Origin of the sequence: Rivularia sp. UHCC 0363, from assembly GCF_034931125.1 — a bacterium.
In the GTDB taxonomy this organism is placed as follows: Bacteria; Cyanobacteriota; Cyanobacteriia; order Cyanobacteriales; family Nostocaceae; genus Rivularia.
Genome location: NZ_JAYGHM010000051.1, coordinates 1 through 7,307, shown reverse-complemented (window position 1 = coordinate 7,307; position 7,307 = coordinate 1). Strand labels below are relative to the sequence as shown.

9 protein-coding genes are annotated in these 7,307 nt (G+C 38.5%); 4 read left to right on the top strand and 5 right to left on the bottom strand.

The window, feature by feature from the left end; translation table 11 throughout:
- Positions 1-316 precede the first annotated feature (316 nt).
- Complete coding sequence (locus VB797_RS24395) at positions 317-1,033, top strand: ABC transporter ATP-binding protein (RefSeq protein WP_323240337.1); 717 nt, start codon at positions 317-319, stop codon at positions 1,031-1,033.
- A gap of 236 nt (positions 1,034-1,269) precedes the next feature.
- Positions 1,270-2,343 carry a DNA polymerase IV gene (dinB, locus tag VB797_RS24390; protein ID WP_323240336.1) on the top strand — a complete coding sequence of 358 codons (1,074 nt, stop codon included), beginning with the start codon at positions 1,270-1,272 and terminating at the stop codon, positions 2,341-2,343.
- Here the strand turns inward: dinB and VB797_RS24385 are convergent.
- Positions 2,340-2,978, bottom strand: coding sequence for an HAD-IA family hydrolase (locus tag VB797_RS24385; RefSeq protein ID WP_323240335.1), 639 nt, complete (start codon positions 2,976-2,978; stop codon positions 2,340-2,342). The two genes, dinB and VB797_RS24385, sit on opposite strands and share 4 nt — an antisense overlap.
- Positions 2,975-3,928, bottom strand: coding sequence for a tRNA epoxyqueuosine(34) reductase QueG (gene queG / locus VB797_RS24380; RefSeq protein WP_323240334.1), 954 nt, complete (start codon positions 3,926-3,928; stop codon positions 2,975-2,977). Before queG ends, VB797_RS24385 begins: the two co-directional genes overlap by 4 nt.
- A 222-nt stretch (positions 3,929-4,150) precedes the next feature.
- Here queG and VB797_RS24375 point away from each other — a divergent pair, with 222 nt between their 5' ends.
- Together VB797_RS24375 and VB797_RS24370 are read left to right on the top strand one after the other, a co-directional pair.
- Complete coding sequence (locus tag VB797_RS24375; RefSeq protein ID WP_323240333.1) at positions 4,151-4,669, top strand: orange carotenoid protein N-terminal domain-containing protein; 519 nt, start codon at positions 4,151-4,153, stop codon at positions 4,667-4,669.
- Between the two features lie 265 nt (positions 4,670-4,934).
- Entirely contained in the window at positions 4,935-5,342 is a 408-nt protein-coding gene (locus VB797_RS24370) for a ketosteroid isomerase family protein (protein WP_323240332.1), read from the top strand.
- Between the two features lie 81 nt (positions 5,343-5,423).
- Here the strand turns inward: VB797_RS24370 and VB797_RS24365 are convergent, their stop codons facing one another.
- The 3 genes from VB797_RS24365 to VB797_RS24355 form a co-directional block, all read right to left on the bottom strand.
- Positions 5,424-5,861 (bottom strand): hypothetical protein, encoded by a 438-nt coding sequence (locus VB797_RS24365; protein WP_323240331.1) that lies wholly within the window; start codon positions 5,859-5,861, stop codon positions 5,424-5,426.
- A gap of 87 nt (positions 5,862-5,948) precedes the next feature.
- On the bottom strand, positions 5,949-6,128 hold the full coding sequence (locus VB797_RS24360) for a zinc ribbon domain-containing protein (protein WP_323240378.1): 180 nt from the start codon (positions 6,126-6,128) through the stop codon (positions 5,949-5,951).
- Positions 6,129-6,158: 30 nt separating this feature from the next.
- A complete protein-coding gene (locus VB797_RS24355) occupies positions 6,159-7,109 on the bottom strand; it encodes a transposase (RefSeq protein WP_323240330.1) in 951 nt (316 codons plus the stop codon).
- Positions 7,110-7,307: the final 198 nt, after the last annotated feature.

Sequence of the window (7,307 nt, the reverse complement as noted above, 5' to 3'; positions counted from 1 at the left end):
GTTAAGAGTTAAAAGTTAATAATAGTGTATTGGGCATTTAGAGATATTTGAACCTTTAATTTCTAACTATTAATTTCTTGAAAAATCCTAAATAAATACATCTGTTGTTAAAATCTAAAACTTAAAATATTACACTCCCAACTTTGTTTTGTTAATCCTAGGACTTACGCAACTGGCACATTTTTTTGTAGGGTGTTAGTACACAGACTAATTATCAACCTAGTAATAAGACGGTGAGTGTACGGCACCATCCGAGTCTTGTGACAATCGCGTAAGTCCTGAATCCAAAATCTAAAATCTAAAATCTAAAATTGAGATGGCTAATATAATAATTCGTTTAGAAGATATTTTTAAAATTTACGGTAGTGGGGAAACTGAAGTCAAAGCGCTGTGGGATGTGAATCTAACTGTAGAAGAAGGTGAATACTGTTCGATTATGGGACCGAGTGGCTCTGGTAAGTCTACAGCAATGAATATTATCGGCTGTTTAGACCGTCCCACATCAGGAAAGTATTATTTAGATAATGTGGATGTGGCGCAAATGGAGGATACACAATTAGCACATATTCGTAATAAAAAGTTAGGTTTTGTCTTTCAACAATTCCACTTGTTACAGCAACTTACAGCGCTCGAAAACGTTATGCTACCTATGCTGTACGCTAACGTAGCTAATGCAGAAAGACGAGAACGGGGAATTGAAGCCTTAAAACGAGTCGGCTTGGGAAACCGCTTAAATAATAAACCCAATCAACTATCGGGGGGACAGCAACAACGTGTAGCGATCGCCCGTGCTATTGTTAATCGTCCGGTTGTAATCCTAGCGGACGAACCTACCGGAGCGCTTGATTCGCGCACAACTCAAGAAGTATTAGATATTTTTACCGAGCTTAATAATACGGGAATTACTGTAGTGATGGTAACTCACGAACCAGAAGTAGCACGTCAAACAAGACGAATTGTTTGGTTTCGCGATGGTGAAGTCATCCACTCAAATTTAACTGCTGATGATTTAAATACTGTGGCAGTATCTTAATCAGGTTAAAGGTTAAAGGTTAAAGGTTAAAACTTTTGTGAGATGGGCATCCCGAACTACCCAAATCTATTTTACTAATATGAAATCTTATGTAGGGGTTTAGCACTGCTAAACCCCTACTAAACCCCTACGATAGATATGGCTTTCCCCACATCCATATTTTGCATTTTCTGTCAATGCGTAAGTCCTATATTAGTACAATCACACTCTTTTATTGGATTTTCAATTTTCGCGTAATGGCGAACCAGATTAGAAAAATTATTCACATTGATATGGATGCTTTTTACGCATCAGTAGAGCAACGGGACAATCCTAAATACCGAGGCAAACCTTTGGTAGTGGGTGGTTCACCCAATCAACGTGGGGTGGTGGCAGCTGCTAGTTACGAAGCAAGAAAATTTGGTATCCATTCAGCCATGCCATCAAAATTAGCCGTTGCAAAATGCCCCAATTTGATATTTGCAGAACCAAGATTTGATATTTACCGAGCAATATCGGTTCAAATCCACGATATTTTTAGAGGCTACACTGATACTTTTGAACCAGTTGCGCTGGATGAAGCTTACCTAGATGTCACTGAAAATAAGCAGGGACTGCCCTACGCTTCAACCGTTGCAAGACATATCCGAGCCGAGATATTCCAAGACACTAACCTTACCGCGTCGGCTGGGATTTCTATCAATAAGTTCTTAGCAAAGATGGCATCAAGTATGAATAAGCCAAATGGGATGACGGTAATTTTACCAGATGATGCCGAAACATTTGTAGAAGCATTGCCTATAAAAAAAATTCACGGGATTGGTAAAGTTACTGCCGCTAAAATGCACGATCTAAATATTAAGACTGGGGCTGATTTAAAAGCGCGTTCGCTTGAGTTTTTGGTACGGCAGTTTGGGAAGGCAGGTAATTATTACTACAACATTGCTAGGGCGCGAGATGACCGAGCGGTTGAGGCAAATCGTATTCGTAAGTCAATCGGAGCAGAAAACTCGTTCGCTCAAGACCTAAGCGATAAAACAGCGATACTACAAGAACTCGAACAAATTGCTCGGACACTTCATAAAAGAATTGATAAACATCAAGCTGCGGGACGGACTTTGACTTTGAAAGTTAAGTTTTCTGATTATCAACAAATCACGCGCTCTCGTACTTTGGTAAATAGTATTAATAGTTTAGATAGGATTATTACTGAAGCGAAAGCAGTACTTGAAGGAATTGAACTGAGCGAGCGCAGTATCCGACTGTTGGGTCTTTCATTGTCAAATCTTGATAATCCTACCTACAAAGTAATTCAATTGTCCTTGTTTTAACAAATATTCTTCACTACTTTTATCAACTCTTGGGGATGATGAATCAAAAAATCTGGATTCTCTTTGATTAATGCTTGTTCTGAATTGAAACCCCAAGTCACACTAATGACTTTGATATTAGCTTTTTTTGAGGATTCAATATCTCTAGTTTCATCTCCTACATATATCACTTCTTGAGTTTTTAGCTGTTTTTGCCTCAAGACGTTATTCATTATGGTCGTTTTACCGAAAATTGTAACTCCGCTATGGATGAACTCGAATAGACTATCCATATTATTTATTTTGAGAAACTCTTTAACATTAGTTTCCGAGTTAGAAGTTATAATACCCAGCCTGTTTCCGTTTTCTTTGAGTTCTAGTAAAGCTTCTTGAATTCCTGGAATTGGTTTTAGTTCGGAAATTTTGTTTCTTAACTCTCCCTTAACCTTTTTCAGTAAAAAAGGTATTTTGAATAAAGGAATCCCAGAATACTTAAAAATTTCTCTAGAAGTTAAATTTCTAAGTAATACGAGTTCTTTTGAAGTAATTTCTGCGTAATTAAACTCTACAGCCAAACCATTAGCAATACTTACTAGCGCATCTACTGTATCCGCGATTGTGCCATCAAAATCAAAAATAATTACTTTCTGGGTCATTCTTTAGGTTGACGGGATGCTTCAAGATTAGTACGGGCATTTCGTTGTAACATTTTTGGCTTAATTCGCCGTAACGCTGAAGCCTTAAATTGCTCGTCCCACTTTTCATTCGTGATTGTGGCTAATTCTATCAGCTTGGGAGCAATATTCCCAGGGTAAGGTTGAAATTCTTGTACATCGGTGGTAGTAGCAAAACGTTGATTCCAAGGACATACATCTTGACAAATATCACAACCAGCTACCCAGCCTTGCATATTTCCAGCAATATGTTCTGGTAATTTTTCATCGCGATTTTCTATTGTATGGTAAGCAATGCAGCGATTGGCATCTACTACAAATGGCTGCGCGATCGCATCGGTGGGGCAACTATCAATACATCGAGTACAGCTACCGCAATGTTGAGTATGAGGAGTATCGGGGGTTAATTCCAGATTTGTAAGTATTTCTCCTAAAAAGACCCAAGAACCATATTCCCTGGTAATTACATTACCGTTTTTGGCAATCCAACCGATCCCCGCTTCTTGGGCCCAAACTTTATCTTGGATTGGTCCTGTATCTATATAGTATTTGGTTTCAATTCCTTCACCTAATGACTGCAACCAAATTGAAAGGGCTTTCAACTTTTTTTGCATGACTTTGTGATAGTCTCTTCCCCACGCATAGCGAGAAATTTTTCCATGTTCGTTTCCTTCAGGACGTTGATGCTCTGTATAATAATTTAAAGCCACACAAATTAGCGATCGCGCTTCTGGCATAACTAATTTAATATTTTCACGCTTAGGATTTCGCATCCATTCCATATCGGCATGATATCCAAGCGTTAACCATGCTTGTAATCTCTGCACTTGAGTGTGTGTAACATTTGCAGCAGCTATTCCAGCTTTATGAAATCCTAGCTCTAACGCTTTTTCCTTAATCTGTGTACTGCTTAAGGAGGATGATTGATTCATTTATCTTATTTTAACATTTGCCCGAAAAGCGCACCCCTAACTTATACCACCATTATGATCCCCAGTTTTATATTTCCTAATTAACTTAAATCGACCTATTTGTAAATATTATTTGCAATTTATTAACTTTGTATGCAAAATGGCAAGTGGAAGGTAAAGCAACATACAAAGCCTTCCTAGCGTAGATACTTCGCTACGAAGTTTACAAAAATTGGTGCTAACATGACTTTCTCTACAGATTCAATACAGAACCGTTTTTCTAATTTCAACTATGATACTCAGTTAGTTGATGCAGTAAATTCTACTGTAGGCGTGTTCAAAAGCCTCTCGGTGGATGACCAGTTAGGAGTGCTTTGGTTTGTGTATACTGAAATGGGTCGCTCTATAACTCCTGCTGCTACGGGTGCAGCACGCTTACAGTTAGCGTTCGGTTTGCTTAGTCAAATCAAGCAAATGTCTGCTGAAGAACAGCTACAGGTTATGCGTGATTTGGCTGGGAAGAATAATACACAGGTTAGTCGTGCTTACAGCATTCTCAGCGCTAATACAAAATTAGCTTTCTGGTATGAATTATCAGAATTAATGGTTAAAGGTTTTGTTGTGCTAATGCCATCCAATTATCAGCTGTCTCGTGATGGTTCGCAAGTCTTAGAATCCATTAAAGGACTTGATTTTGGTCAACAAATTACGGTTCTTCGCAAAGTTGTCACCGATATGGGTGTTGATCCTTTAGCTGACTAAGAGGCTTTTTTACGATAAATAATTATAGGCATTTGAACTGTTGTCTCACTTTAAAAGACATTTAGCTTAGCGCAATACAACCGTAGATTGTGGGGTGGAAGTTATCCACCTTGCAATAATTTGATTTTTTAGTTTTAATTTACTTGCAAAGCTTTCTATCTAAAGGAATACTTAATTGAAAGTGAAATTATTTCTCAAGCAGCTTTCTAAGTAGTTACCTTTTATATTCAAATAAATACTACAAGTAAATAATACTGGTGTTTTTATGACTGCAATCCAATCGAAAGAATGTATTAACATTGAGGGAATCAGCGAAATAACTATAGAGCAATATTTTGAAACTTTAAATACAGGCAATTACGAAAAAACTGCTGACTTATTTGCCCAAAACGGTGTAATGCATCCTCCTTTTGAATCTGGGATTGTCGGAAAAGATGCAATTTTGAGTTATTTACACAAGGAAGCAGTAGATATTAAAGCTTGTCCTCGTGAAGGTGCGAGCCAAACTTTAGAAGATAACCAAACTCAAATTCAAGTTGCAGGTAAGGTAGAAACTCCTTGGTTTGCAGTTAATGTATCTTGGCTATTCGTTCTCAATGAAAATTTGCAAATTTTGGATGTAAAAATCAAACTTTTGGCTTCTCCGCAAGAATTACTCTCTTTACGGCGATAATACTTGAAAGTTAGCGGATATTAAGAATATTACTTTCCTTGAGACTAAAATTGCTAATCTAACTTATTCTCCTCCTACTCCCTATTTATTTGCTGTAGCTTGCTGTAAGGAACCTATTAATAGTCTTCGTCCTAACTCGATATCAGAAGAAGCACATTGCCAATCTGGATGAGCGGTCATGAGTAGACTATCTAAGGTTTCCCGATCAAATAAATGCCAAACTAAAGCATCGTTTATTTCCGTTTCTATGGCGTAACAGTTGACGCTAATACAGTAAATTTTACAACTGCTCGCAGCCCTTACCAAAGTTATTTGTTCTCCAGGTTGAAGCGAGCGAAACTGTCTAATAGCCTGCTTCATTTCATCCATAGAAGAAATCAGTAATCCGGGAATTGGGACTGTTAAATGATTATCGCCATTTACTTTAATCCAATAGTGACGGCTGGGATCTATTCCCTCTAGCCAAGGCAACTCATCATCTAAGCGGTAGCGCGGTGACAAACAAAACGAAGCTTTCATAAACATCGTTAATATCTAAGTTATTTAGGTGTTTAAGTAAGCATACTCAGGTCTAAAGACACTGAGCTTTAGCCTAATTCAAAGAAACTAGTCGGAAACTTTTCTTCGTTGTCCTTCCAACTGGCAACTCATCTTCAGACTTTCAGGCTGCGTTACGGACAACCCCAAAGCTGCAATGTTAAGTGCGGCATTAATATCAGCATCATGCTCAAAACCACAATTACCACATTTATACTTTTTCCCGTTACGATACGACTTCCCTTTAATTGGGTGGACGTGGTGACAACGCGAGCAAGTTTAAGATGTGTAAGCAGGTGGAACAAAAATAACCGGAATGCCCCTCATTCGAGCTTTGTAATCAACAAACATTCGGAGTTGATAAAATGCCCAGTTATTAGTCCTGCGCCGTTCTGTCTTACTGCGTCGCTTTTGATTCAACGACTGTCTAATATTAGTCAAATCTTCAAAAGCCAGTGCAGCATTACTGCTTTTTGCGTCTTGAACAAGCTGTTTAGAAATATTGTGATTAAGCCACTTTTGAAAGCGATGTTCTCTCCCAGAGAGCCTTCTCATCAGGCGACGAGCCGAACGAGTGCGTTTGGATTGAATATTCGATCTGACCTTACTGTATCGGTCACGAGTAGCTTGAATCTTTGCTCCACTCCAAGATTTACCAGTAGATGTTGTCGCTATGTCACGTCTTCCCAAATCAACACCAATCACTTTTGGCGTTTTACCTGTTGGTTGAGTTGGGATATCAATACATATATTGATGTAATAGTCACCGCGTTTGGTCTTGTTCAAAGTCGCTGCTGTTGGGGATTGCCCCTTAAGCAATGCTTTTTGGTAATTGCCAATCGACAATTTAAACTTTTTGCGACCACGGATCAAGGTAACACCAACAGTTTGCAAGTCTTCAATATATTGAAAAGTTCTAGTATCCAAATTCAAAGAAGTTGGGCGAAACTTGTGTACTTGCTTAACTGCTTTTGCGTTACCAATCACGCGACGAATAGCTTGACAAACATGGTTAGCTTTAAGCCCAGTAGATTCTCTAGTCGGCTTATAAGCCTTATGGTGGAGCGAGGTCACATTCCAACAATTATCTCGTTTAGCAACTTCATATATCTGATTGCAAGCATCAGCAAACCCCTGCAAAGTAACGTCAATTTCTTGCCGCAACTCTACAGGTACTTGGAGCTTACATTTTACAGAGATAACTTGCATTTTAGCTGTATGGATACTCATCCAAGCATATCACGAATTAAACATCCACGGACAATAAATTGTCTCGTGGCGTTTTTCCTCTCAGCTTTAAAAAGACTGAGGCATCCTTACTACTGAGTGCTTCTTATGACTTTGAGCTTAAGATATCTGGTACGCGAGAACTAAACTTATTCATTTAATTTGCGATCGCGCATCTTTACCAGCATCTCACCTTGATTA

Excerpts from the sequence above, each read along its gene's own strand:
- VB797_RS24395 (WP_323240337.1), top strand. The coding sequence starts at position 317 with ATGGCTAATATAATAATTCGTTTAGAAGATATTTTTAAAATTTACGGT.
- dinB (WP_323240336.1), top strand. The coding sequence starts at position 1,270 with ATGGCGAACCAGATTAGAAAAATTATTCACATTGATATGGATGCTTTT.
- VB797_RS24385 (WP_323240335.1), bottom strand. The coding sequence starts at position 2,978 with ATGACCCAGAAAGTAATTATTTTTGATTTTGATGGCACAATCGCGGAT.
- queG (WP_323240334.1), bottom strand. The coding sequence starts at position 3,928 with ATGAATCAATCATCCTCCTTAAGCAGTACACAGATTAAGGAAAAAGCG.
- VB797_RS24375 (WP_323240333.1), top strand. The coding sequence starts at position 4,151 with ATGACTTTCTCTACAGATTCAATACAGAACCGTTTTTCTAATTTCAAC.
- VB797_RS24370 (WP_323240332.1), top strand. The coding sequence starts at position 4,935 with ATGACTGCAATCCAATCGAAAGAATGTATTAACATTGAGGGAATCAGC.
- VB797_RS24365 (WP_323240331.1), bottom strand. The coding sequence starts at position 5,861 with ATGAAAGCTTCGTTTTGTTTGTCACCGCGCTACCGCTTAGATGATGAG.
- VB797_RS24355 (WP_323240330.1), bottom strand. The coding sequence starts at position 7,109 with ATGAGTATCCATACAGCTAAAATGCAAGTTATCTCTGTAAAATGTAAG.